Source organism: Azospirillum thermophilum (genome assembly GCF_003130795.1).
GTDB lineage: Bacteria > Pseudomonadota > Alphaproteobacteria > Azospirillales > Azospirillaceae > Azospirillum > Azospirillum thermophilum.
The window spans coordinates 802,973-824,688 of record NZ_CP029353.1 but is presented as its reverse complement, the minus strand read 5'-3'; the positions used below and the strand labels follow the sequence as shown (position 1 = coordinate 824,688).

The following is a 21,716-nucleotide window of genomic DNA, read 5'->3' as shown; positions in this document are numbered from 1 at the left end:
GTCCCCAGCAGACACCCGGCGGCCCGCCGCGCGCAAGGGCGGGAACGGGTTCGGCCGTTCTTTGCAGCAAGAAGCTGACAAGACCGCCCCCGCCAAATGCGCAAGGCGCTGACAGACCGTCCGGCCCCGGCCATGGCAGATCCTGTCCGTCGAAGAAAGGAATCCGACCGCCATGACCGCATTGCTGTTCGCCGCCGTCGTCTTCGCCTGGGGCTTCACCTGGTACGCGATCAAGCTCCAGTTCGGCGTCGTCCCGACCGAGGTCTCGATCTTCTGGCGCTTCCTGCTGGCCGCGGCGGTGCTGTGGGCCGGGCTGGCGCTGACCGGCCGGCTGCGGCGGGTGGCGTGGCGCCGGCATCTCTGGTTCGCCGCGATGGGCGTCTGCCTGTTCGGGCTGAACTTCGTGCTGATCTACGGCGGCTCCCGCTACGTCGCCAGTGGCATCGTCTCGCTGGTCTTCACCTTCGCAACCGTCTTCAACGCCGTCAACCAGTGGATCTTCCTCGCCCGGAGGCCATCGCCGCGCACCCTCGCCGGGTCGGCGCTCGGCATCGCCGGCATCGCGCTGCTGTTCGGCGAGTCCGTCCTGGAGGTGCAGGGCGGGCGCGACACCGCCATCGGCATCGCGCTGGCCTTCTGCGGCACCTACGTCTTCTCGGTCGGCAACTTCGTCTCGACCAGGGCGACGGCCGACGGTACCGACCTGCCGAACGCCATCGTCCGCGGCATGAGCTGGGGCGCGGCGCTGCTCGGCCTGTGGATCGGGCTGCGCGGCCTGCCGCCGGCGATCGAGCCGACGCCGCGCTACCTGCTGAGCCTCGCCTATCTGGCGGTGATCGGCTCGGTCGTCGGCTTCTTCGCCTACCTGTCGCTGGTGGCGCGGGTCGGGGCCGACCGGGCGGCCTATGCGACGGTGCTGTTCCCGGTGATCGCGCTCGCCGTCTCCACCCTGCTGGAAGGCTATCACTGGACGATCTGGGCGGCGGCCGGGCTGCCGCTGGTGCTGGCCGGCAACCTCGTCATCTTCACCCGCAGCGGCGTCTTGCCGCGGCTGCGCCGGTCACCGGCATTCCTGCGCCGGACGGCCTGAGCTTCCCCTTCGCTCCGGCAACGGCGGCATGCTAAGGTGCCGGCCGTCGGGCGGTCGGGCCCCTTCGCGGAGGGGCCGGCCGCACCAGTCCAGTTGCCCATGTGTCGCACCGAATGCTGCTTGCCCTTTACCGCGGCCTGACGACCATCGCCGGGCCGGCGGTACGTCTTTACCTCGACCGACGCCGCGCCGCCGGCAAGGAGGACTCCGCCCGCCAGGCGGAGCGCTTCGGCATGGCCTCGCGCCCGCGTCCTCCCGGCCGGCTGGTCTGGATCCACGCCGCCAGCGTGGGCGAGGCCAATTCCATGCTGGTGCTGATCGACCGGCTGCTCGCCACCTTCCCCGACCTGACGGTGCTGATGACCACCGGCACCGTCACTTCGGCCGAGCTGATGGGCCGCCGCCTGCCCGACCGCGCGATCCACCAGTATGTGCCGGTCGACCTGCCGGGGGCGGTGAACCGCTTCCTCGACCACTGGCGCCCCGACGCGGTGCTGTGGACGGAGTCGGAGATCTGGCCGAACCTGCTGGCCGCCGTGCGGTCGCGCCGCATCCCCGCCGCGCTGGTCAACGCCCGCATGTCGGAGCGTTCCTTCGGGCGCTGGCGGCGGCTGTCCGGCTTCGTCTCCGCCCTGCTCGCCACCTTCCAGGTCACGCTGGCCCAGACGGAGGGCGACGCCGACCGGCTGCGCCGGCTGGGGGCCTCCGGCGTCACCAGCGTCGGCAACCTGAAATTCTCCGCCGAGCCGCCGCCCGCCGCCGCCGAACCGATGGAGGCGCTGGGCCGCGCCCTCGCCGGCCGGCCGGTCTGGCTGCTCGCCAGCTCCCATCCGGGGGAGGAGGAGATCGCCGCCGCGGTGCATGAGGCGCTGGCCCCGCGCCTGCCCGGACTGCTGACGGTCATCGTGCCGCGCCACGCCCACCGCGGGACGGCACTCGCCGGGCTGATGCGCGACCGCGGGCTTGCCGTGGCGCAGCGCTCGGCCGGCGCCCTGCCCGGCCCGGCCGACGCGGTCTATGTCGCGGATACCATGGGCGAGCTCGGCCTGTTCTACCGGACCGTCCCGGTGGTGTGCATGGGCGGCTCCCTCGTGCCGCACGGCGGGCAGAACCCGGTTGAGCCGGCCCTGCTCGGCTGCGCGGTGCTCTACGGCCCGCACATGTGGAACTTCGGCGAGATCACCGGGATGCTGGAGGAGGCGGGCGGCGCCCTGCCGGTGGCGGACGGGGCGGCGTTGGCCGAGACGGTGCAGCGCCTGCTGACCGACGAGACGGCGAGGAGCCGCGTCACCGCCGCCGCCGCCCGGGTGACCGAGGAGAACCGGCGGATCATCGACCGGGCGCTCGGCCAGCTTGCCCCCGTCCTGGATGCCGCCGGCATCCGGACCGCGGCGTGAGGAGGGGGCCGTCGCGGTGAGGACGCCCGATTTCTGGTACCGCCCGGCCGGTCCCGCCGCCTGGGCCCTGGCGCCGCTGGGGCTGGTCTATGGCCTTGCCGTCCGCCATCGCCTCGCCACCGGCCGGCCCCGGCGCGTGGGCATTCCCGTCGTCTGCGTCGGCAACCTGGTGGCCGGCGGCGCCGGCAAGACCCCCGTCACGCTGGCCGTCGCCGCCGCGCTGGCGGCGCGCGGCCTCGCCGTCCACACGCTGATCCGCGGCCATGGCGGCCACGAGCGCGGCCCCCTGCGGGTCGACCCCGACCACCACGACGCGCAGGCGGTGGGGGACGAGGCGCTGCTGCTCGCCGGCCGCTTCCCCTGCTGGGTCGCCCGCGACCGGGTGGCCGGCGCAAAGATGGCCGCCGCCGCCGGGGCCGGCGCGATCGTCATGGACGACGGCTTCCAGAATCCCGGCCTTGCCAAGGACCTCTCCCTGGTGGTGGTGGACGGCGCCGTCGGGTTCGGCAACGGCCACATCGTCCCGGCCGGCCCGCTGCGCGAGCCGGTGTCGCGCGGCCTGCGGCGCGCCGACGCGCTGGTGGTGATGGGCGAGGACCGCGCCGGCGTCACCGACGATGCCGGCCGGCACGCCCCCGGGCTGCCGGTGCTGCACGCCCGGCTGGAACCGGACGCGGAGAGCCGCGCCCTCGCCGGGCGGCGGGTGCTCGCCTTCGCCGGGATCGGCCGGCCGGCCAAGTTCTTCGCGACGCTGGAGGAGATCGGCGCCCATGTGGTGGAGCGGACCGGCTTCGCCGACCACCATCCCTATGCCCGCGACGAGGTCGTCACCCTGCTCGACCGTGCCGCCGGGCTGGGTGCCCTGCTGGTGACGACCGCCAAGGACGCGGTGCGCCTGCCGCCCGACCTGCGCGACCAGCTCACCGTCGTCCGGGTCGGCGTCGCCTGGCAGGATCCGTCCGCCCTCAACCGACTGCTCGACCGGCTGCCGCCGGCCGGAGGACCGCATGGCGAAGCCGCGTAGCCCGCTCCAGAAGTGGCTGACCCGCCATATCGCCCACCCGGTGGAGGCCGCGCTGGTGGGGGCCGCCTGCCGGCTGTTCGCCGCCCTGCCGCTCGACCGCGCCTCGGCGCTGGGCGGCCGGATCGGCCGGACGCTCGGCCCCTGGCTGCCCGGCACCCGCACCGCGCGGCGCAACCTGACCCGCGCCTTCCCCGAGAAGAGCCGGGAGGAGATCGACCGCATCATCCGCGGCATGTGGGACAATCTCGGCCGCACCATCGCCGAGTACCCCCACCTCGACGAGATCGGCGAGAGCCGCTGCGAGGTCGTCGGCCTCGAGCATGTCCGGGCGATGCGCGACGACGGCAAGGGCGGCATCATGGTCTCCGGCCACCTCGCCAACTGGGAGGTGCAGTCGGTCGTCTCCCGCAAGCTGGGGATGGAGCTGGCGCTGGTCTACCGCGCGCCCAACAACCCCAAGGTGGGGGAGATGCTGGTGCGGCTGCGCGGCGCCGCCACCGGCACCCACATCCCCAAGGGGCCGGACGGCGCCCGCGCCCTGCTGAAGGTGCTGGCCCGGCGCGGCCATGTCGGCATGCTGATCGACCAGAAGATGAACGACGGCATCCCCGTCCCCTTCTTCGGCCGCGACGCCATGACCGCCCCGGCCGCCGCCCAACTCGGCATGAAGTTCGACGTGCCGCTCTGCCCGGCGCGGACCGAACGGCTGGAGGGCGCCCGCTTCCGCGTCACCGTCCTGCCGCCGGTGGCCTATCCGGCCGGCGGCGACCGCAACGCCGACGCCCGGCTGCTGATGGAAACCCTGAACCGCCTGTTGGAGGAATGGGTGCGCGACCGGCCGGAGCAATGGCTGTGGCTGCACCGCCGCTGGCCCGATTGACCGGCCCCGGCCGAAGGAGGTCCATCCATGCCGCTCGACCCGCATCTGCTGCAACTCTATCTCGTCGCCGCGATCGTCCTGGTGCTCGCGCCGGGACCGGATTCGCTGCTGGTCCTGTCGCGCAGCATCTCCGACGGGCGGCGGGGCGGCCTGGTGGCGACCGCCGGCATCACGGCCGGCAACCTGCTCCACGCCTCCTTCGCCGCCGCCGGGATCACCGCGCTGATCGCCGCCTCGCCGGCCCTGTTCGACGCGCTGCGCTATGCCGGCGGCGCCTATCTCGCCTGGATCGGTCTGCGCTCGCTCAAGGCCGCCTGGGCGACTCGCCGTGCGGGGCCGGATGCCCTGCCGTCCGCGGCACCGGCGCGCAGCCGGACCGTCTTCCTCCAGGCCCTGCTGACCAACCTGCTGAACCCGAAGGTCATCCTGTTCTACCTGGCCTTCGTGCCGCAGTTCGTGGCGCCCGCGCTCGGCCATGTCGGGCTGCAGACCTTCATCCTCGGCGGCATCCTCGGCAGCCTCGGCGGCCTCTACATGACCGCCATCGCGGCGCTCAGCGCCGGCGCGGCCCGGCGGATTCTCGCCAGCCCGCGGGTCCGCGTGGTGCTCGACGGCATGGCGGGCATCCTGTTCCTGGGTTTCGCCGTCCGGCTGCTGCTGACCGAGCGGCGCATCGCCTGACGCCGCATCGCCCGACCGCCCGTCGCCTGACGCAGCGGCAAAAAGCGCGTTGCTGCCTGTGGACGTACCGCATGGGCGGTGTCATAGTGCCGCCCGCATTCGACCGGCCCACCCGATGGATGACGGGCCGCCCCTTGCCGGGCGCCGCCGTCCCCCGTATCCGCGAGCGACGATGAGCGAGAAAGTCTCCCTGTTCACCCGACTGGCGAACATCCACATCCGGTTCGTGACGTGGCGCCGCGGCGTCAAGGTCGGCACCGACCGCTTCGGCAACGTCTATTACCGCGACAAGAACGGCAAGACGCACCTGCGCGAGCGCCGCTGGGTGATCTATGCCGGGGAGCCGGACGCCTCCAAGATCCCGCCGGAATGGCACGCCTGGCTGCACTACATCACCAAGGACCCGATTCCCGAGGGCTCCAGCCCCTTCCACAAGCCGTGGGTGAAGGAGCATCAGCCCAACATGTCCGGTTCGACCCAGGCCTACCGTCCGCCCGGGCACCAGCTCGCCGGCGGCAAGCGCGTGTCGGCGACCGGCGATTACGAGCCGTGGACGCCGGCGTGAGCCGCCCGGACGCCCGATAGGAACATCCAATGCGCCGGAATGTGATCGAAACCGTGATGGGCGGCGTCGTGCTCGTCGTCGCCGCCTTCTTCCTGGCCTTCGCCTACACCAGTGCGGACCTGCGCAAGGTGCAGGGCTATGCGCTGACCGCCAACTTCTCCAGCATCTCCGGCCTGCAGAGCGGGTCCGACGTGCGGATCAGCGGCGTGAAGGTCGGCACGGTCGTCGGGCTGACGCTCGACCCGAAGAGCTATCAGGCGGTCGTCCACCTGTCGGTCGACCCCACCATCAAGCTGCCGCGCGACACCGCGGCGGTCATCGCCTCGGAAAGCCTGCTGGGCGGCAAGTATCTGTCGCTGGAGCCGGGCGGCGATCCCGACACCATCGCGCCGAACGGCCGGATCGAATACACCCAGAGCACGCCGGGCATCGAGCAGCTCCTCGGCCAGGTCATCTTCTCGCTGCAGAACATGAGCAAGGGCGGCGACCAGCAGCAGGGCGGCCAGCCGCCGAAGCTGTAAGGGCGACGCAGTTGCCATCGGACGCGGGGGCCGCGGGGCATGACGCCCCGCCGGCCCCCGTTCGCATTCCGGCACCAGCCACCACCAGGAGGACAACCGCCGTGACGACCGGAACCCGCTGGGAAGCACAGGGCTACAAGCAGCATGCCGGCTTCGTGCCGGAACTCGGGATGCCGGTGGTGGAGCTTCTCGCCCCGCGGCCGGGGGAACGCATCCTCGACCTCGGCTGTGGCGAGGGCACGCTGACGGAACGGCTGGTCACCGCAGGCTGCAGCGTCGTCGGCGTCGATTCGAGCCCCGACTTCGTCGCCGCCGCCACGGCGCGCGGGCTGGATGCCCGTCTGGCCGACGGCCACGCCCTGCCCTTCCGGGAGGAGTTCGACGCGGTCTTCTCGAACGCCGCCCTGCATTGGATGACCCGGCCGGATGCGGTGATCGCCGGTGTCGCCCGCGCGCTGAAGCCGGGCGGACGCTTCGTCGGCGAGTTCGGCGGCGCCGGCAACGTGCAGCGCATCGTCGCGGCGCTGGAGGACGCGCTGGGCCGCCGCGGGCTGGACGGCAAGGCGGCCAACCCCTGGTATTTCCCGACCACGGAGGAATACGGCGCCCGCCTCGCCGCGCACGGCTTCACGGTGACCAGCATCGCCCTGATCCCGCGGCCGACCCCGCTGCCGACCGACATGGCCGGCTGGCTCGGCACCTTCGCGCAGAGCTTCCTCAACCGCGTTCCCGAGGCCGACCGCCCCGCCCTGCTGGCCGAGGTGATGGAGGCCGCCGCCCCGGACCTGCGCGACGCCGGCGGGCGGTGGACCGCCGACTATGTGCGGTTGCGCTTCGCCGCCGTGAAGGCCGCCTGACCGCCCCTCCTCCGAACGGGGGAGGACCGGAACCTCCACGGCCCCGCCTGCGTTTCTCCCGCAAATCGCGTCGATGATTGCAGGAGGAAGACGATGCGCGCGCATGTCCTGGCCGCTCTCGGCCTTGGGTTGATGGTCAGCGCCTGTGGCAACACTGTGGAGGAGAAGGCCGGGTCGGGCATGCTCGGCGGCGCGGCGGCCGGCGCGCTGGTCGGCGGCCCGGTCGGTGCCGTGGTCGGTGCCGGCGCGGGTGCGGGCGCCGGCGCGGTGACCGACAAGGTGGAGAAGGACGGCGGCATCGGCGGCGAGTCCTCCCCGCGCAGGCACACCGCGACGAAGCGCACGACGACCACCGGACCGGCCGGCACCACGACCACGACCACCACGACCACCACCGATGGATCGGGCAGCGGCTCGACCGGCACCGCGGCGACCGATACGACCGGAACGACGACCGGCACCACCGCTGGGACCACGGGCGGCGGTTACAACACCGCGCCGGCGCATGGCGCCGCTGCGGACGGCGTCGCCCAGTAGAGTGGACGGCACCCCGTTTCCGGGCTAGTAAGGCGGAGCCTTAACCGCGCCGTCCGAAACAACGGAAGCGATGGACCTGATGATGTTCCAATTGCGGAGCGCGGCCCTGGCGGCCGCGCTTCTGTTCCTGCCGACCGGGCTGTCGCCCGCCTTCGCCGCGACGCCCGACGAGATGATCAACCGCCCCGCCGCGAAGCTGCAGGGCCTCGACAAGATCACCGCCCGCACCTCCACCTTCACGATCAAGGTGGGGGAGACCAGGGCGCTAGGCAGCCTGCGCATCACGCTGCGCGCCTGCCGGGAGAACCCGCCGATCGAGCCGCCGGAATCCGCAGCCTTCCTCGAGGTGGTGGAGATCAAGCCGGGGGAGCAGGCCGAACCCGTCTTCAGCGGCTGGATGTTCGCCTCCAGCCCCGCCCTGTCGGCGATGGAACACGCGATCTACGACGTGTGGGTGCTGGGCTGCGCCGAACAGTGACCGGTGCCGGCGGCGGGTAAGGACGGCCGGCGAACCGAAATGACGTGACCCGGGGAGGGGGCGCCGTCCGGCGCCCTTACTCCGCCACCTCGGCGATCGGGTTGCCGAGCGCCCGGTCCAGATACTCGTCCACCTGCGTGGCGAGGTCGTCGGTCCGGTTGGCGAAGAAGTGGTTCGCCCCCGGAACGACGCGGTGGTCGATGCGGATGTCCTTCTGGTGCGACAGCTTGGTCACCAGCTTGGTCACCGCGGCCTGGGGCACCAGCTCGTCCCGCTCGCCGTTGATGATCAGGCCGGACGACGGACAGGGCGCCAGGAACGAGAAGTCGAACAGGTTGGCCGGCGGCGACACCGCGACGAAGCCGTCGATCTCCGGCCGGCGCATCAGAAGCTGCATGCCGATCCAGGCGCCGAACGACACGCCGGCGATCCAGCAGACCGGGGCGTTCGGGTTGTAGGTCTGCAGCCAGTCGAGCGCCGCCGCGGCGTCCGCCAGCTCCCCCTCCCCCTTGTCGTAGGTGCCCTGGCTGCGGCCCACGCCGCGGAAGTTGAAGCGCAGCGCCGAGTAGCCGCGCTTGGTGAAGGACTGGAACAGGGTGAAGACCACCTTGTTGTTCATCGTCCCGTTGTGCTGCGGGTGCGGGTGCAACAGCAGCGCCACCGGCGCGTTCGGCGTCGTGCCGTGGGTGTAGCGACCTTCCAGGCGACCGGCCGGTCCATTGATGATCACTTCAGGCATGGGAGCGACGATCCTGACGCGAACAAAGGTTTGGCGGTTCCTCCGCGGAGCCGGCAGGTAGCAACCCCGCTGCACGCAAGAGGATGCCCGTCGCGGACCAGGAGCGGCGCATACAATTCTTGACCGTTTTGCTTGGTCATCTTATATGCGTCCACAGGTCCATCGGGGCAACCCGCAAGACACCCCGGCATACGGCCACCGGATGAACCGGATGACCCGCCGGGCGTGGGTCCGAGTTTTCTTGCGAAAGATCGCTCTCCCGGCAAGAGGGCGGACTATATCACGGCGGGTGACAGCGTGTTCAAGCTTCTTCGCGAAGAGATCGATGGGATCATGGCCCGCGACCCGGCGGCGCGGTCCCGGCTGGAGGTGGCCCTGTGCTATCCCGGCCTGCACGCGATCCTGCTGCACCGCCTTGCCCATGCCTGCTGGACCCGCGGCTGGACGCTGGCGGCCCGCGCCGTCTCCCAGGCCTCGCGCTTCCTCACCGGCATCGAGATCCACCCCGGCGCCACCGTCGGCCGCCGCTTCTTCATCGACCACGGCATGGGCGTGGTGATCGGCGAGACGGCGGAGATCGGCGACGACGTGATGCTCTACCATGGCGTCACGCTGGGCGGCACCTCGCTGAACCAGGGCAAGCGCCACCCGACTCTCGGCAACGGCGTGATCGTCGGGGCCGGGGCCAAGGTGCTGGGCGCCATCACCGTCGGCGACGGCGCGCGCGTCGGCGCCAACGCCGTCGTGGTGGCCGACGTGCCCGCGGCGACCGCCGTGGTCGGCATTCCCGCCAAGCCGGTGACGCCGCGCGACAGGACCGACACGGGCCGCTTCCTCCCCTACGGCACGCCCTGCGGCGACCTGCCGGACCCGGTCGCCCGCGCGCTGACCGGCCTGCTGGACGAGGTGACCGCCCTGCGCCGCCGGGTGGAGGAGCTGGAGACCGGGCATGCCCCGGCCGCGCCGGCCGGCGAGAAGGTTCTGGCCGACGGCGCCGCGGCCCCGCGCTGTTGATCCGGCCGGACAGTTTCACGATATCCCGCATCAGGCGGAACCGCTTATCAAGGTAGGAGACACGCGATGAGACTGAGCACCAAGGGGCGCTATGCCGTCATGGCGATGGTCGACCTCGCCGCCACCAGCAAGGGCAGCCCGGTCGCCCTGGCCGACATCGCCGAGCGGCAGGAGATCTCGCTCTCCTACCTGGAGCAGCTCTTCGCCAAGCTGCGCAAGGGTGGCCTGGTCAAGAGCGTGCGCGGCCCCGGCGGCGGCTATCTGCTGGCCCACGCCTCGGACGCCACGCGCATCTCAGACATCATCCTGGCGGTGGACGAGCCGATCCGCACGACCCGCTGCGCCAACGGCACGCCGCAGGGCTGCCGCACCAACCGCTCGCGCTGCCTGACCCACGACCTGTGGGAGGAGCTGGGCAACCAGATCCACATGTATCTCAGCTCGGTCACCGTGGCCGACGTGGTGGAGCGGCGGATCATCGGCACCAGCGGCCTGACGCTGCGCGCCCCCGCCTCGCCGGAGGGAGCGGCGGTCGCCGCCGAGTGACCCCTCGCGCCCGCCCGGCCGCTGCCGCCATGACCCGCGTCTATCTCGACCACAACGCCTCGGCTCCGCTGAAGCCGGCGGTGAAGGCGGCGATGCTCCAGGCGATGGAGATCGCCGGCAACCCGTCCTCCGTCCACGCCCATGGCCGCGCGGCGCGCCGGGCGGTGGAGGAGGCGCGCGCCACGGTCGCCGCCCTGGTCGGGGCGAAGCCGGCGCAGGTCCTGTTCACCGGCAGCGGGACCGAGGCCAACAACCTGGCACTGCGCGGCTTCCCCGGCCGCCGCATCCTCGTCTCGGCCATCGAGCATGACTCGGTGCTGGCCGCCGAGCCCGATGCGCTGCGCATTCCGGTGACGCGCGCCGGCGCCGTCGACCTGGAGGCGCTCGACCGCCTGCTCGCCGACGGGGCCGGGCCGGCGCTGGTCTCCCTGATGCTCGCCAACAACGAGACGGGGGTGATCCAGCCGGTGGCGGAGGCCGCCCGCCTCGCCCACGCCCGCGGCGCGCTGCTCCACTGCGACGCGGTGCAGGCGGCGGGGCGTCTGCCGGTCGAGCTCGGCGCGCTCGGCGCCGACCTGCTGACTCTGTCCGCCCACAAGCTCGGCGGACCGGCCGGCGTCGGCGCCCTGCTGGTGGCCGAGGGTCTGGAGCCGGAGGCGCTGATCCGCGGCGGCGGACAGGAGCGGCGGCGGCGGGCCGGGACCGAGAACCTGCTGGGCATCGTCGGCTTCGGCGCCGCGGCCCGCGCGGCCCGCGACGAGTTGCCGCTGGCCGGCGATCTCGCCGCCCTGCGCGACCGGCTGGAACGCGAGGCGCTGGCCGCCGCCCCGCAGGCCCGGGTGATGGGCGCCACCCTGCCGCGCGTCGCCAACACGAGCTGCCTCGTGCTGCCGGGCCTGTCGGGAGAGACGCAGGTGATGGCGCTGGATCTCGCAGGCGTGGCGGTCAGCGCCGGTTCCGCCTGCTCCAGCGGCAAGGTGAAGCCCTCCCACGTCCTGTCGGCGATGGGCGAGGATGCCTCCACCGCCTCCTCCGCCATCCGTGTCAGCCTGGGCTGGGACAGCGACGAGGCGGCGGTCGACCGCTTCCTGGAGGCCTGGATCGCCATGGCGCGGCGTGCCCGCGCCGCATGACGGGACAGGGGCGTCATATTTCGGCCGTTGCGTCGGCGCCCGGTGTCCGGTATGACCCGCCCGGATCCCCGCCGAAGCGGCAACGGCCAAGGCGGCTCGACGGACAGCGACCATGACCACTTCCGATTCCGGCCTTCCTCCCGGCAAGCGGGGCATCGCCGGCACCATCGACGGCGATCTGGAGCCGTGCTGGCTGTGCGGCCGGTCGGTGGCGGCGCGTGCGCTGTTCTGCCATGCCTGCGGGGCCGTCCTGCCGCCCCGCGCGCTCGACCCCTTCACCCGGCTGGGGCTGGAGCGGCGCTTCGACCTCGACCTCGAACAGGTGGGGCGCCAGTTCGCCGGCTTCAGCCGTGCGCTCGACCCCGAGCGCTTCGCTGCCCGCGGCGCCCGCCAACAGGCCAACGCCCGCGCCCAGGCCGACGCGCTGGAGGAGGCGTTCGAGACGCTGCGCGACCCGGTGCGCCGTGCCCGCGCGCTGCTCGCCCTGATGGACGTCTCTCCCCTGCCGCCGCCGGAGACGCCGGACGAGGAGGTCGCCGACCTCGCCGAGCAGCTCGCCGCGGCCGCGGCCGCCGAGGATGCCGTGGCGGTCGACCGGCTGGGCAACGCGGTGACCCAGCGGATCGAGGCCTGCATCAAGTATCTCGCCCCGGCGCTGCGCAACGCCCAGGCCGATCCCGCGAGGTCGGAGGGGGCCTTGCGCATCCTCGCCCGCCTGGAACAGCTCGAAGCGCTCGCCCAGGAGGCGCGGGACCGCCGCGCCGCGCTGGCGCCGCGCGGGCCGTGATCGCCTCGCCCGGTTCCCCCTCACCCGTATCCCACTCACCTGTCTCAACGACCGACCACAGAGGTTTCCGTTCATGCCCAAGATGACCTTCATCGAGCCCGATGGCACCCGCCGCGAGGTGGACGCCCCGCTCGGCCTCTCCGTCCTGGAGATCGCGCACAAGCACGGCATCGACCTGGAAGGCGCTTGCGAGGGCTCACTGGCCTGCTCCACCTGCCACGTCATCGTGGAGCCGGAATGGTTCGACGTGCTGCAGGAGGCCGAGGAGGACGAGGAGGACATGCTCGACCTCGCCTTCGGCCTGACCAAGACCTCGCGTCTCGGCTGCCAGATCATCATGAAGGAAGAGCTGGACGGCCTGGCCGTCCGCCTGCCCGGCGGCAGCAACAACGCCATGAAGTAAGGCGCGGACCGGGGCCGGCGGGCGGACAGCGCTTGCCCGGCCCCCGCCGCCGCCCATATAGGGCGCCATGAACTCCCTCGGACTTCCCAAGCGCCCCCAGGATACCCGCGTGGTCGTCGCCATGTCGGGCGGGGTCGATTCCTCCGTCACCGCCGCCCTGCTGCGGGAGGAGGGCTATGACGTCGTCGGCATCACGCTGCAGCTCTACGACCACGGCATGGCGGTGCAGAAGGCGGGCGCCTGCTGTGCCGGCCAGGACATCTACGACGCCCGCCGGGTCTCCGACCGCATCGGCATCCCGCACTATGTGCTGGATTACGAGGGGCGCTTCACCCGCGACGTGATGGATGATTTCGCCGACAGCTATCTGCGCGGCGAGACGCCGATCCCCTGCGTGCGCTGCAACCAGAAGGTCAAGTTCCGCGACCTGCTGAACACCGCGCGCGAACTGGGGGCGGAGGCGCTGGCGACCGGCCACTATGTGCGCCGGCTGGCCGGCCGCGGCGGGGCCGAGCTGCACCGTGCGGTCGATCCCGCCAAGGACCAGAGCTATTTCCTGTTCGCCACGACGCGCGAGCAGCTCGACTTCCTGCGCTTCCCGCTGGGCGGCCTGACCAAGCCGGAGACGCGGGCGCTGGCCGGTCGCTACGGGCTGGAGGTGGCGGCCAAGCCCGACAGCCAGGATATCTGCTTCGTCCCCGACGGCGACTATGCCGCGGTGGTGGCGTCGCTACGCCCCGGCTCGGTCGAGCCCGGCGACATCGTCCACGTCGACGGCCGCGTTCTGGGCCGCCACCGCGGCGTCGTCCACTACACCATCGGCCAGCGCAAGGGGCTGGGCATCGGCGGCATCCGCGGCGCGGAGGAGGAGGCGCTCTACGTCGTGCGCCTGGAGCCTGCCCAGCGCCGGGTGATCGTCGGCCCGCGCCGGGCGCTGGCGCGCAGCAGCGTCGCCATCCGTGACGTCAACTGGCTGGGTCCTGACCTTTCCGAAGGAGAGTCGCTGGAGGTGGCGGTCAAGCTGCGCTCCGCCCAGCCCGCCGCCCCGGCGACCTGGTACCCCGGCCCCGGCGGCACGGCGCGGGTGGAGCTTCGCGAGCCGCAGCACGGCGTGGCGCCCGGCCAAGCCTGCGTCGTCTACCAGGGCGACCGGGTGCTGGGCGGCGGCTGGATTGCCGCGGCAACTGCCTGAAAAGACGGCGCTTTCCGTCTATGAAAAATTTTTCGAAGAAGTGCTTGACTGCGAACCGCCCCCTATCCTATAGAGACGGCCCCGGCGGAAACGCCGGACCCGATGGCAGCGTAGCTCAGTGGTAGAGCAGGGGAATCATAATCCCTTGGTCGGGGGTTCAAATCCCTCCGCTGCTACCATCAAGAAAGCCAGTCAATCCAATGGGTTGGCTGGCTTTTTGCTTTCCGGCCGACGCGGTCTTCGGGGGTGCCGGCGAGCACGCGGCCGGAGACCTCCCGCCGGGTTCCGATTGGAGTTGCCCCGGCTCGGTGAACGGGCTGGGATGCGCACCTGTTCGACAGCAGTGTGATCCAAGCCCGCGCCCATGCCGCCGGGGCGCGGGGCGGCTCGACGTGTCACCGCAAGCGCATCGTGCCGATCATTCCCGGGCGACCCGGCCAGCCGGGAAATCCGGACTTCGACCGCAAGGTTTATCGGCGGCGAAACTCGTCGAGCGACCGGTCGGAAAGCTGAAGCGGTTCCGTCGCGCGGCAACCCGTTCCGACAGACGTGATGCCCACCACCTGGCCTGCGTCCAGGTCGCTTCCGTCAGGGCCTGGCCACGCAGCTTGGGCGCCCGGCCCAGCCCCTGATCCATGGATGGCGGGACGACCGCTCCGATCGGGAGGGTGTGGTTCCCGGTTCGACGCGCGACGGGACCGGATCCTCAGTGGTCGGCCCCGGAACCGCCGACCGCCACGATGGTGTAGGGAATGCCCTCCACCTTGATCGTACGCCGCTCTTCCAGCGTCGCGGCCGATACCAGCCGCACCACCCCCTTGAGCGGATCGGTCACCGCCACATCGTCACCCGCGACGGCAAGCCTCGGGCGCGGGGCACGCCAGTGACCATCCATCGAATAGGGGCCGGTGATTTGGGCACTCCGCTCGATGGCACCGGTCAGGATGTCGAGGACGTGCAGCTTGCCGTCCTCGGTCAGGATGTAGGCGCGCTCGGCCTTCGACGGATCGAGGACGAAATCCACCCGGCGTGCCGGCAGGTCGATCCGGCGGAAGGGCCGAGGCGTGTCGGGCTCGATGATGACGACGGCGTTCGGTCCGAAATTGCCGAGAAAGAACTGCATCGCCGAACCGCCCTTCAGGGTGGAGACATAGCCGTCGCCAAGCCCTGCGGTCGGGAGGTGCTGCAGCGTCGGCGGCTTCAGCCCGGTGGCCGGGCGGGCGAGGACGATGCCGTCCCTGCAGCCGAAGGCGAACATCCCGCCCGACTGGGCCTGCCCGTGCACACCGGGACAGCTCGTCATGGCGCCGACCTGATGGCCCTGCTCGTCGACGACCATGAGACCCGGGCGCGGCTTGTCGGCTGCGTCGGACGGCACCGAGACGACCAGATGACTGCCCATCGGGGCGGCGAGGCCATGATGGGCGCCGGTCGGCCTCAGCCTGCGCGCGGCGAAGGATGGCTGCGAAAGCTCGCTTTCCCGGAACAGGGCGACCTCGCCCGTGCCGTCGTCGAAGAGCGCAACGACCCCGGATCCCTCCACGATGTGCGCGGGCGCGGTCCCGGTGATCACCGTCGGCAGCAGTCTGGCGTCCTGGATCTTCAGGTCGGCATGGTCGCCGTGATCCTCGACCGTGACGCCGGTATCGATCACGGACACGTTGCCGGCGTCTCCCTGGACGGCGAAGACCGTGCGTCCGCTCAGGCTGCGGGTCAGTGCCGGCGTCCGGTCGATCCTGAACGTTCCCACGTTGGACCCGGTCCGAAGGTCGATGGCCCGCACGATTCCTTCCGCATGATCGCCGACGAACAGCCGGTAATGCGACGCGCTCCCGTCACGCGTCTGCGCATGCCTGCTGTCCTCGGCCCGTGCCGGACCGGCCGCGAGACCACCGGCCGCAACACCAAGCAGCAGCAGTGTCGCCAGGAATGGCAAGCCGTTCATATCCCACCTCGTCATCGAACTTCGCCTTTCGGTGCGGTGCAGGGACGCCGGGCAAGCCGGGCGTCCGTCCTGGTTGCAGGAAGACTGCTGCATCCAGTAGATGCTATGTTATAACGTTACATATGATACCGACAAACCCCTGCGAGTGAATGATGACCAAGGTCATAGACTCCGACGGCGTTCCAGATGCGCTTGGGCCGGCGCTCCAACTGGTGCGGGCCGTGTGGACGGACGGAGGGGAGGAAGGTCTGCCGGAGCGCATCGTCGCCTGGGCGATGATGATCGAGGCGGTGGACCGCCTGACCGCCCTGGAGGGCCCCGCGGCGACCGCCGCGCTCCTCGGCGAGCTTGGCCGCACCGTTCTCGTCACGCCCCGCGTCCCGCAGGGGGCGCTTCAATGAGTGGAATCACCAACAACCGCTTCTTCGGGGCGCGGTCCTGGCGCGAGGCCAGGCCGGTGCTGCTGCATCCCCGGTTCTTCGAGGGGTTCCGGGACTATGTCGACGGCCGTCCGTTCGATTACCGCAGGCTGGACGGCTGGCCTCTGCTGGACCAGCACCGGTACGAGAACGGCCGGGAAATGGCTGCCGAATGCCGCGCGGCCGGCCTCATGGTTCGTTGGGCCGACCGGACGCGCATTCCGCGCGGCCTGAAGGAGCTGGTGGCGGAGCGCGCCCGCGCCCGCCGCCCCGCCCGGCGGAGGTCGGCTCGGATCAACACCCGCGAGACCGCCGTCGGAAGCGCGGCCCCGTCGCCGGATCGTCCACCATGCCGGTCGGGCGGCGGCAGGTCGGGCGGGTGAGGCGGACGAGAAGCACCTCGCGCTCCCGGTCCGTCGGCGTCACGCCGGCGGTCCGGGCCACCTCGTCATCAGGCGGCGGTGATAGGCGGTGGCACCGCAGCCCTCGTCGAGCAGGCCCTTGGCCCCGTCCGGGGAGAGCAGGCGGAACGCCGCCGCCGGGCCCGACGGGGAAGCGGTTCGACGGCGGACCGCCCGGCTGGCGAACGGTCGCCCGCGTCCGTCAAGGCCGTTCCCCGCCGCGTGGGCCGGCGGCCGTCCGACCTACGGTTTGCCGGCCGCTCCGGCCAGGGCATGCGTCGGCCGACCGGAGGCGCCCGCCTCGACGATGCGTTCGACCGCGCGCGAGGCTGCGTCCTTGAACGGGCTGATCACCAGATCGGCACCGGCATGCAGCAGATGGCGGGTATCCGGACTGTCGGTGCTGGTCAGCACCACCCTGCCCGCGAACCCCATCTCCCGCAGCGCATGCAGGAGCGAGAGCCGGACATCGTGGTGGGTCACCATCTGGGGATGGGCGGGGATCGCCACCACCACCCACCGGCTGTGGCGCAGCGGCAGGCTGCTCAGGAATTCCGGATCGCCGACATCGCCGTACAGGCCGGGATGGCCGCGCTTGCGCCAGCGGTCCATCGCCTCCGGATCGAAATCGACGCCGAGCACCGACATGCCCTGGGCGGTCAGCCCCTTGGCGATCTCCCGCCCGTAGCGGCCGAGACCGAACAGGATCACGTCGTAGCTTCCGGCGACCTCTCCGGCGCCCGCCGATTCCTCCCGGTACGGAACGGCACGCTCGAACGGCGCCAGCAGCGGCTCGACCAGGGCATAGAGCGTCTGGGAATAGACGATCATGTAGGTGGACAGGGTGATGGTCACCAGCCCGACCAGCGTGACCAGCCCCATCGCTTCCGGGCGGACATGCCCCAGCGACAGTCCCATCGCCATGAAGATGAGCGAGAACTCGCTGATCTGCGCCACCGTCAGCCCGGCCAGGAATCCGGTGCGCTTGCGATAGCCCATGTAGCCCATGATGGCGAGCACGATCAGCGGATTGCCGATCAGCACGAACAGCGCCAGGACGAAGGACTCGCCAAGCTGCTCGCCCAGCATGCCGAGATCCAGCCGCGAGCCGAGGCCGATGAAGAAGAACAGCAGCAGGAAATCCCGCAGGCTGGAGAGGCGCGAGGCGATCGCCTCGCGGAAGCTGGTGGAGGCGAGCGACACGCCGCCGAGCAGGCCGCCCAGCTCCTTCCCGAACCCCAGCCAGTCGCTGACCGACGCCAGCAGAACCGCCCAGGCGATGGCGAAGGTCACCATCAGTTCCGGCATGGTGGCGATGCGCGCCAGCAGCGGTTCGGCCCCGTAGCGGATGAACAGCGCGACCGAGACCAGCAGCAGGACGCCCCCGGCGATCACCCCGGCGATCCCGAAGCCGGACGGGCCGTGTCCGGTGCCGACGCCATAGGCGGACAGCACCACCATCGCCAGGACCACCGCGATGTCCTGGACGATCAGGAAGCCCAGCGCGATGCGTCCGTGCAGGCTGTCGATCTCCCGCTTGTCCGACAGCAGCTTGACGATGATGATCGTGCTGGAGAAGGTCAGCGCCACCGCGACATAGGCGCTGGTCACCATGTCGAGGCCGAGCGCCAGGCAGATGAAGAAGCCGACGATCGAGGTGAAGGCGACCTGACCCAGTCCGGTCGCCAGGGCCACCGCGCCGAGCGTGCGCACCAGCTGCACGTCGAGCTTCAGCCCGACCAGGAACAGCAGGACGGCGATGCCGATCTCGGCCAGCAGCTCGATATGCTCGGTGGACTGCACCAGACCCAGCACGTCCGGCCCGGCGACGATGCCGACCGCGATGAAGCTGACGATCAGCGGCTGGCGCAGCAGCAGCCCCAGCACCCCGACCAGCGAGGCCAGGGCCAGCAGGGCGGCCATCTCGTAGAAGATCGACTGATGCAGGAACTCCACCGCTTTCCCTCCCGGCAGACCGTTGGTTGGGAATGCCGCCCGCAGGGGCGGCACCCCGTTCGGTTTCAGTTGGACTGGGCGCCCAGCCGGCGCAGGATCAGCTTCTCGATCTCCAGCACCGCGAACAGCAGGACGCCGGCGGCAAGCACCGGAAGACCCTCGGCCACGCCCAGCGGGCGGGTGTCGAAGAGGGCTGCCATGAAGGGGGCGTAGGTGAAGACCAGTTGCAGGCCGGTCACCACCGCCACCGCGACCAGCACCGGCCGGGTTCCCAGAATGCCCTGGAAGGTCAGCGATGCCGTCCGCAGGTAACGCACGCTGAACAGGTAGAACACCTCCATCACCACCAGCGTGTTGACCGCGACCGTGCGCGCCGTCTCGACGTCCGCGCCGTGCCAGACCGACCATTTGAACAGGCCGAAGATGCCCGCCGTCATCAGCATCGAGACGAAGGCGATCCGCCAGACCAGGAAGCGGGACAGCAGAGCCTCGCCTGCCGGGCGCGGCGGCCGGCTCATCACGTCGCGTTCCGAAGGCTCGAAGGCGAGCGCCAGCGCCAGTCCGATCGAGCTGACCATGTTCACCCACAGGATCTGCAGCGGCGTGATCGGCAGCGTCAGACCGGCCATGATGGCGATGATGATGCTCATCGACTCGCCGCCGTTGATCGGCAGCAGGAAGACGATGGCCTTCTTCAGGTTGTCGTAGACGGTCCGCCCCTCGCGCACCGCCCGCGCGATCGAGGCGAAGTTGTCGTCGGCCAGCACCATCTCGGCGACCTCCTTGGCCGCTTCGGTTCCCTTCTGGCCCATGGCGACGCCGACGTCGGCGCGCTTCAGCGCCGGCGCGTCGTTCACCCCGTCGCCGGTCATCGCGACGATGTGCCCCCGCGCCTGGAGCGCCTGGACCAGACGCAGCTTGTGCTCCGGGCTGGCGCGCGCGAAGACGTCGATGTCCGGGGCGCGCCGGACCAGCTCCTCGTCGCTCAGCGCCTCGATCTCGGGCCCGGTCAGGGCGGCCGACGCGTTCTCCAGCCCGAGCTGGCCGGCGATGGCGCGGGCGGTCACCGCATGGTCGCCGGTGATCATCTTGACCCGGATCCCGGCGCCGCGGCAGGCGCTCACCGCCTCCACCGCCTCCACCCGCGGCGGGTCGATCATGCCGACCAGCCCGAGCAGGACCAGACCGCTCTCCACGTCCGAGAAGCACAGCTCGCGGTGATCCGATGCCGCCGCCTTCGCGGCGAAGGCCAGCACGCGCTGCCCCTGGGCCGCCAGCGCCTCGATGCCGGCCTGCCAGGCTGCGGCGTCGAGCGGGCGGTCGCCGCCGTCCGGCCCACGCTCGGCCCTGCACATCGCCAGGATGCGCTCGGGCGCTCCCTTCACATAGACGATCCCCCGGTTCTCATGGTCGTGGTGCAGCGTCGCCATGAAGCGGTGTTCGGATTCGAAGGGGATCAGGTCGGTGCGGGGCAGGCGGCGGGCTTCCTCGCCGGTGTCGATCCCGGCCTTGCGGGCCAGCACCAGCAGAGCCCCCTCCATCGGGTCGCCTTCGACGGTCCAGCCGGACTCCGTCTCGCGCAGGGCGGCGTCGTTGCACAACGCGCCGGCCCGCGCCAGCTCGACCAGGACGGGATGGTCGTCGGGCAGCCGCTCCCGCCCGTCCAGCGTGACGCCGCCTTGCGGCTCGTAGCCGACGCCGCCGATCCCGAAGCCCTGCCCTCCGGCGATCACCGAGCGCACGGTCATCTCGTTGCGGGTCAGGGTCCCGGTCTTGTCGGTGCAGATGATCGAGACGGAGCCCAGCGTCTCCACCGCCGGCAGGCGGCGGATGATGGCGTTGCGGCGCGCCATGCGCTGCACGCCGATCGCCAGCGTGATGGTGAGGATCGCCGGCAGCCCTTCGGGAATGGCGGCGACCGCCAGGCTGACCACGGCCATGAACAGCTCGGTGGCGCTGTAGCCATGCACCAGCACGCCGAAGCCGAAGACCAGCGCCGCGATGGCCAGGATGACCGAGGTCAGGGTGCGGGCGAACCGCGCCATCTGGCGCAGCAGCGGGGTCTCGATCCCCTCCAGCCGGGCCATCATGCCGCTGATCCGTCCGATCTCGGTCGTGGACCCGGTGGCGACGACGATGCCGCGTCCCTGCCCGTGGGTGACCAGCGTTCCGGAGAACGCCATCGGCCGGCGGTCCCCCAGCGGGGCGTCGGCGGCGACCGGATCGGAGGCCTTGTCCACCGGGACCGATTCGCCGGTCAGCGCGGCTTCCTGGATATGCAGGTTCTTGGTCCAGACCAGCCGCAGATCGGCCGGCACCTTGTCCCCCGCCTCCAGCAGGACGAGATCGCCGGGCACCAGCTCCTCGGCCGGAACCGCGACGCGGTGACCGTCGCGCAGCACGGCGGCGCTGGCCGACAGCATGTGGCGGATGGCGCCGAGCGCCTGCTCGGCCTTGCCCTCCTGGACGAAGCCGACCACGGCGTTGAGCACGCACACCGCCAGGATCACCGCCGCATCGGTCCAGTGGCCCAGCAGGGCCGTGATCGCCGCCGCGACCAGCAGGACCTGGATCAGCAGATTGTTGAACTGCGACAGGAAGCGCAGCAGCGGTCCGCGGGTCTTGGGTGGAGGCAGACTGTTGGGACCGAACCGCAGCAGGCGTTCCTGCGCCTCCGCCGGGGTCAGTCCCTCGGGCCGGGCTCCGAGCAGGGTTTCGGCCTCCCGAACCGTCAGGACATGCCAGGCGGGGATGTCGGAAACCGCCGCCGTGCCTGCGCCGTCCGGACCTGGTCCGGCCTTCGTGCGTTCGTCGAGAACCATGTCGGGATCTCCCGCATTGGTTTGGATCTTGGTGCCGGAACCGTCCCGGTCGTCAGCCGGTCGTCGGGTCGCGGTTGGCATGCGCGTTCAGGAAGCTTTCCAGGTCGCGCACCGCCACCCGCCATTCCCGGCCGAACTTGATGGCTCGCAGCGATTTGGCATGGATCCACTCGCGCACCGTGTCCTCGGACACCTTCAGAACCTCAGCGACCTCGTGGACCGTCATCAGGGGTTTGCTGAGCATGGGCGATGCCGGTTTGTCTGGGTTTGTCAGGGTTTGTGATGAGTAATCCTGCCACAGGCCACCGGATGCCGATTTGATGCAGATC

23 protein-coding genes and 1 tRNA gene are annotated in these 21,716 nt (G+C 71.2%); 19 read left to right on the top strand and 5 right to left on the bottom strand.

The genetic code is table 11. The features are described 5' to 3' along the window. The first annotated feature begins 172 nt into the window (after window positions 1-172). The 10 genes from DEW08_RS09975 (at window position 173) to DEW08_RS09930 (ending at window position 8,030) form a co-directional block, all read left to right on the top strand. Window positions 173-1,090, top strand: a complete 918-nt coding sequence (locus tag DEW08_RS09975; protein ID WP_109326703.1) for a DMT family transporter — start codon at window positions 173-175, stop codon at window positions 1,088-1,090. A 113-nt stretch (window positions 1,091-1,203) separates the two neighbouring features. Then, on the top strand, window positions 1,204-2,487 hold the full coding sequence (locus DEW08_RS09970) for a 3-deoxy-D-manno-octulosonic acid transferase (protein WP_109326689.1): 1,284 nt from the start codon (window positions 1,204-1,206) through the stop codon (window positions 2,485-2,487). Between the two features lie 16 nt (window positions 2,488-2,503). Then, a complete protein-coding gene (lpxK, locus tag DEW08_RS09965; RefSeq protein WP_109329715.1) occupies window positions 2,504-3,511 on the top strand; it encodes a tetraacyldisaccharide 4'-kinase in 1,008 nt (335 codons plus the stop codon). Beyond that, a complete protein-coding gene (locus DEW08_RS09960; RefSeq protein ID WP_109326688.1) occupies window positions 3,495-4,391 on the top strand; it encodes an LpxL/LpxP family acyltransferase in 897 nt (298 codons plus the stop codon). The genes lpxK and DEW08_RS09960 overlap by 17 nt, the downstream gene beginning before the upstream one ends. 27 nt (window positions 4,392-4,418) lie before the next feature. Next, on the top strand, window positions 4,419-5,072 hold the full coding sequence (locus DEW08_RS09955) for a LysE family translocator (RefSeq protein ID WP_109326683.1): 654 nt from the start codon (window positions 4,419-4,421) through the stop codon (window positions 5,070-5,072). A gap of 172 nt (window positions 5,073-5,244) precedes the next feature. Then, on the top strand, window positions 5,245-5,637 hold the full coding sequence (locus tag DEW08_RS09950; RefSeq protein ID WP_109326673.1) for an NADH:ubiquinone oxidoreductase subunit NDUFA12: 393 nt from the start codon (window positions 5,245-5,247) through the stop codon (window positions 5,635-5,637). Between the two features lie 29 nt (window positions 5,638-5,666). Next, entirely contained in the window at window positions 5,667-6,158 is a 492-nt protein-coding gene (gene mlaD, locus DEW08_RS09945; protein WP_109326672.1) for an outer membrane lipid asymmetry maintenance protein MlaD, read from the top strand. A gap of 101 nt (window positions 6,159-6,259) precedes the next feature. Continuing rightward, entirely contained in the window at window positions 6,260-7,015 is a 756-nt protein-coding gene (locus DEW08_RS09940) for a class I SAM-dependent methyltransferase (protein ID WP_245986553.1), read from the top strand. Window positions 7,016-7,108: 93 nt separating this feature from the next. After that, the gene (locus tag DEW08_RS31530; RefSeq protein ID WP_109326671.1) at window positions 7,109-7,552 is read left to right on the top strand and encodes a hypothetical protein; all 444 of its coding nucleotides are present in this window, start codon (window positions 7,109-7,111) and stop codon (window positions 7,550-7,552) included. Window positions 7,553-7,622: 70 nt separating this feature from the next. Then, window positions 7,623-8,030 carry a DUF2155 domain-containing protein gene (locus DEW08_RS09930; RefSeq protein ID WP_245986552.1) on the top strand — a complete coding sequence of 136 codons (408 nt, stop codon included), beginning with the start codon at window positions 7,623-7,625 and terminating at the stop codon, window positions 8,028-8,030. A gap of 76 nt (window positions 8,031-8,106) precedes the next feature. On the opposite strand, the gene DEW08_RS09925 is transcribed toward DEW08_RS09930, so the two are convergent. After that, window positions 8,107-8,769, bottom strand: a complete 663-nt coding sequence (locus DEW08_RS09925) for an alpha/beta hydrolase (protein ID WP_109326670.1) — start codon at window positions 8,767-8,769, stop codon at window positions 8,107-8,109. Window positions 8,770-9,066: 297 nt separating this feature from the next. Here DEW08_RS09925 and cysE point away from each other — a divergent pair, with 297 nt between their 5' ends. The 7 genes from cysE to DEW08_RS09890 all read left to right on the top strand — a co-directional run bounded on the left by cysE (window position 9,067) and on the right by DEW08_RS09890 (window position 14,023). Next, on the top strand, window positions 9,067-9,783 hold the full coding sequence (cysE, locus tag DEW08_RS09920) for a serine O-acetyltransferase (RefSeq protein ID WP_109326669.1): 717 nt from the start codon (window positions 9,067-9,069) through the stop codon (window positions 9,781-9,783). 66 nt (window positions 9,784-9,849) lie between these two features. After that, on the top strand, window positions 9,850-10,329 hold the full coding sequence (locus DEW08_RS09915; RefSeq protein ID WP_109326666.1) for an Rrf2 family transcriptional regulator: 480 nt from the start codon (window positions 9,850-9,852) through the stop codon (window positions 10,327-10,329). A 29-nt stretch (window positions 10,330-10,358) separates the two neighbouring features. Beyond that, window positions 10,359-11,462, top strand: coding sequence for a cysteine desulfurase family protein (locus DEW08_RS09910; RefSeq protein WP_109326663.1), 1,104 nt, complete (start codon window positions 10,359-10,361; stop codon window positions 11,460-11,462). Between the two features lie 112 nt (window positions 11,463-11,574). Continuing rightward, window positions 11,575-12,249: a molecular chaperone DnaJ gene (locus DEW08_RS09905; protein WP_109326662.1), complete on the top strand. Its 675-nt coding sequence runs from the start codon at window positions 11,575-11,577 to the stop codon at window positions 12,247-12,249. A gap of 73 nt (window positions 12,250-12,322) precedes the next feature. Further along, window positions 12,323-12,652: a ferredoxin family 2Fe-2S iron-sulfur cluster binding protein gene (locus tag DEW08_RS09900; RefSeq protein ID WP_109326661.1), complete on the top strand. Its 330-nt coding sequence runs from the start codon at window positions 12,323-12,325 to the stop codon at window positions 12,650-12,652. Between the two features lie 67 nt (window positions 12,653-12,719). After that, window positions 12,720-13,844, top strand: coding sequence for a tRNA 2-thiouridine(34) synthase MnmA (gene mnmA / locus DEW08_RS09895; RefSeq protein ID WP_109326660.1), 1,125 nt, complete (start codon window positions 12,720-12,722; stop codon window positions 13,842-13,844). 104 nt (window positions 13,845-13,948) lie between these two features. Continuing rightward, window positions 13,949-14,023: transfer RNA gene (locus DEW08_RS09890), tRNA-Met, on the top strand. A gap of 527 nt (window positions 14,024-14,550) precedes the next feature. Here the strand turns inward: DEW08_RS09890 and DEW08_RS09885 are convergent. Continuing rightward, complete coding sequence (locus tag DEW08_RS09885) at window positions 14,551-15,780, bottom strand: metallochaperone AztD (protein ID WP_146214672.1); 1,230 nt, start codon at window positions 15,778-15,780, stop codon at window positions 14,551-14,553. A gap of 158 nt (window positions 15,781-15,938) precedes the next feature. Between DEW08_RS09885 and DEW08_RS09880 the strand changes: the two genes are divergently transcribed. Next, on the top strand, window positions 15,939-16,190 hold the full coding sequence (locus tag DEW08_RS09880) for a hypothetical protein (protein WP_109326658.1): 252 nt from the start codon (window positions 15,939-15,941) through the stop codon (window positions 16,188-16,190). Then, complete coding sequence (locus tag DEW08_RS09875) at window positions 16,187-16,591, top strand: hypothetical protein (RefSeq protein ID WP_181449442.1); 405 nt, start codon at window positions 16,187-16,189, stop codon at window positions 16,589-16,591. Before DEW08_RS09880 ends, DEW08_RS09875 begins: the two co-directional genes overlap by 4 nt. 261 nt (window positions 16,592-16,852) lie before the next feature. Here DEW08_RS09875 and DEW08_RS09870 read toward each other — a convergent pair whose 3' ends face one another. From DEW08_RS09870 to DEW08_RS09860, 3 genes are all read right to left on the bottom strand, one after another. Beyond that, window positions 16,853-18,565 (bottom strand): cation:proton antiporter, encoded by a 1,713-nt coding sequence (locus DEW08_RS09870; RefSeq protein ID WP_245986551.1) that lies wholly within the window; start codon window positions 18,563-18,565, stop codon window positions 16,853-16,855. Between the two features lie 65 nt (window positions 18,566-18,630). Beyond that, complete coding sequence (locus DEW08_RS09865; protein ID WP_109326657.1) at window positions 18,631-21,387, bottom strand: cation-transporting P-type ATPase; 2,757 nt, start codon at window positions 21,385-21,387, stop codon at window positions 18,631-18,633. A 52-nt stretch (window positions 21,388-21,439) separates the two neighbouring features. Next, window positions 21,440-21,631: a helix-turn-helix domain-containing protein gene (locus DEW08_RS09860; RefSeq protein ID WP_109326654.1), complete on the bottom strand. Its 192-nt coding sequence runs from the start codon at window positions 21,629-21,631 to the stop codon at window positions 21,440-21,442. Window positions 21,632-21,716 lie beyond the last annotated feature (85 nt).

Bases quoted from the DNA above. Each gene is read 5' to 3' on its own strand.
- DEW08_RS09975 (WP_109326703.1), top strand. From the start codon at position 173: ATGACCGCATTGCTGTTCGCCGCCGTCGTCTTCGCCTGGGGCTTCACC.
- DEW08_RS09970 (WP_109326689.1), top strand. From the start codon at position 1,204: ATGCTGCTTGCCCTTTACCGCGGCCTGACGACCATCGCCGGGCCGGCG.
- DEW08_RS09960 (WP_109326688.1), top strand. From the start codon at position 3,495: ATGGCGAAGCCGCGTAGCCCGCTCCAGAAGTGGCTGACCCGCCATATC.
- DEW08_RS09955 (WP_109326683.1), top strand. From the start codon at position 4,419: ATGCCGCTCGACCCGCATCTGCTGCAACTCTATCTCGTCGCCGCGATC.
- DEW08_RS09950 (WP_109326673.1), top strand. From the start codon at position 5,245: ATGAGCGAGAAAGTCTCCCTGTTCACCCGACTGGCGAACATCCACATC.
- mlaD (WP_109326672.1), top strand. From the start codon at position 5,667: ATGCGCCGGAATGTGATCGAAACCGTGATGGGCGGCGTCGTGCTCGTC.
- DEW08_RS31530 (WP_109326671.1), top strand. From the start codon at position 7,109: ATGCGCGCGCATGTCCTGGCCGCTCTCGGCCTTGGGTTGATGGTCAGC.
- DEW08_RS09930 (WP_245986552.1), top strand. From the start codon at position 7,623: ATGGACCTGATGATGTTCCAATTGCGGAGCGCGGCCCTGGCGGCCGCG.
- DEW08_RS09925 (WP_109326670.1), bottom strand. From the start codon at position 8,769: ATGCCTGAAGTGATCATCAATGGACCGGCCGGTCGCCTGGAAGGTCGC.
- DEW08_RS09915 (WP_109326666.1), top strand. From the start codon at position 9,850: ATGAGACTGAGCACCAAGGGGCGCTATGCCGTCATGGCGATGGTCGAC.
- DEW08_RS09910 (WP_109326663.1), top strand. From the start codon at position 10,359: ATGACCCGCGTCTATCTCGACCACAACGCCTCGGCTCCGCTGAAGCCG.
- DEW08_RS09905 (WP_109326662.1), top strand. From the start codon at position 11,575: ATGACCACTTCCGATTCCGGCCTTCCTCCCGGCAAGCGGGGCATCGCC.
- DEW08_RS09900 (WP_109326661.1), top strand. From the start codon at position 12,323: ATGCCCAAGATGACCTTCATCGAGCCCGATGGCACCCGCCGCGAGGTG.
- mnmA (WP_109326660.1), top strand. From the start codon at position 12,720: ATGAACTCCCTCGGACTTCCCAAGCGCCCCCAGGATACCCGCGTGGTC.
- DEW08_RS09880 (WP_109326658.1), top strand. From the start codon at position 15,939: ATGATGACCAAGGTCATAGACTCCGACGGCGTTCCAGATGCGCTTGGG.
- DEW08_RS09875 (WP_181449442.1), top strand. From the start codon at position 16,187: ATGAGTGGAATCACCAACAACCGCTTCTTCGGGGCGCGGTCCTGGCGC.
- DEW08_RS09865 (WP_109326657.1), bottom strand. From the start codon at position 21,387: ATGGTTCTCGACGAACGCACGAAGGCCGGACCAGGTCCGGACGGCGCA.
- DEW08_RS09860 (WP_109326654.1), bottom strand. From the start codon at position 21,631: ATGCTCAGCAAACCCCTGATGACGGTCCACGAGGTCGCTGAGGTTCTG.